At 49.6% G+C, this 1,560-nt stretch carries 3 protein-coding genes; all 3 read left to right on the forward strand.

The window, feature by feature from the left end; genetic code table 11:
* Nucleotides 1-624: 3-oxoacid CoA-transferase subunit A (locus tag ACX17N_RS15920; protein ID WP_458893546.1), on the forward strand; the 624-nt coding region annotated here is incomplete at its 5' end.
* Nucleotides 625-637: 13 nt separating this feature from the next.
* Nucleotides 638-1,291, forward strand: a complete 654-nt coding sequence (locus ACX17N_RS15925) for a 3-oxoacid CoA-transferase subunit B (RefSeq protein WP_458893547.1) — start codon at nucleotides 638-640, stop codon at nucleotides 1,289-1,291.
* A 69-nt stretch (nucleotides 1,292-1,360) separates the two neighbouring features.
* A partial coding sequence (locus ACX17N_RS15930; RefSeq protein WP_458893549.1) for a thiolase family protein occupies nucleotides 1,361-1,560 on the forward strand: 200 nt, incomplete at its 3' end.

The raw sequence follows: 1,560 nt of genomic DNA on the forward strand, positions 1-1,560 counted from the left end.
TCAACCATCATGATCGGTGGTTTTGGCACAGCAGGCCAACCCGCTGAACTCATTGACGGGCTGATCAAGCTTGGACGTAAAGACCTGACCATTGTCAGCAACAACGCCGGCAATGGTGACTATGGCTTAGCCAAGTTATTGAAAGCCGGTGCCGTCAAAAAAGTCATCTGTTCATTCCCACGTCAGTCCGACTCTTGGGTCTTCGATGAACTCTATCGTGCAGGCAAAATCGAATTAGAACTGGTGCCTCAAGGTAACCTCGCATGCCGTATTCAAGCCGCAGGCATGGGACTTGGGGCAGTCTTCACTCCAACTGGCTTTGGCACCTTATTGGCCGAAGGCAAAGAAACCCGTCACATCGACGGTAAAGATTATGTCTTGGAATATCCAATCAAAGCCGACTTTGCTTTGATTAAAGCACAGCAAGGCGACCGCTGGGGCAATCTGGTCTATCGTAAATCGGCACGTAACTTTGGCCCGATCATGGCCATGGCAGCAAACGTGACCATTGCGCAAGTCTCTGAAGTGGTGGAACTCGGTGCTTTAGACCCTGAACACATCATCACCCCAGGTATCTTCGTTCAACATGTGGTGCAGGTACAACCTGAACCTGTTGCTGTGTAAGTAGGAGACTTTCATGAGCTATCAAAAACTCAGCCGTAACCAGATTGCGGAACGTGTGGCACAAGATATTCCCGATGGTGCTTATGTCAATCTCGGCATTGGCTTACCGACCAAGATTGCCAGCTACTTACCGAATGACAAAGAGATCTTCCTGCATTCTGAAAATGGGTTATTGGCCTTTGGTCCACCACCAGCGGCAGGTGAAGAAGACCCTGAGCTGATCAATGCCGGTAAAGAATATGTGACCATGCTGCAAGGCGGAGCTTTTTTCCATCATGGTGACTCTTTTGCCATGATGCGTGGTGGGCATTTGGATATTGCGGTTCTTGGCGCCTTTCAAGTCGCGGCCAATGGTGATTTGGCCAACTGGCATACCGGTGCACCGGATGCAATTCCTTCTGTCGGCGGTGCGATGGATTTAGCCGTCGGTGCTAAAAAAGTGTTTATCACCACCGATCATGTCACCAAAAACGGTGAACCGAAGATTGTGGCTGAACTGACGTACCCTGCCACAGGACAAAAGTGTGTTGACCGCATCTACACCGACCTCTGTGTGATTGATGTCACGCCTGAAGGCTTAAAAGTGCTGGAGAAAGTCGACGGTTTAAGCTTTGCTGAATTGCAGGCCATGACCGGTGCACCATTAGTGGATGCGACACAAGGATAATTAATCTCCCCTAACCCCTCTTTAAGAAAGAGGGGAAATATAAGGGGGATTCAAAGGACAAGATTAAAAATGAAAGACGCATATATCATTGATGCCATCCGTACTCCATTTGGTCGTTATGCCGGTGGTTTGGCGCCAGTCCGTGCTGATGACTTGGGGGCAGTGCCGATTCAAGCCTTGATGCAACGTAACCCGACTGTCGATTGGTCACAGGTCGATGACGTGATCTATGGCTGTGCCAACCAAGCCGGTGAAGATAACCGTAATGT

Source organism: Acinetobacter sp. GXMZU3951, from assembly GCF_054457875.1.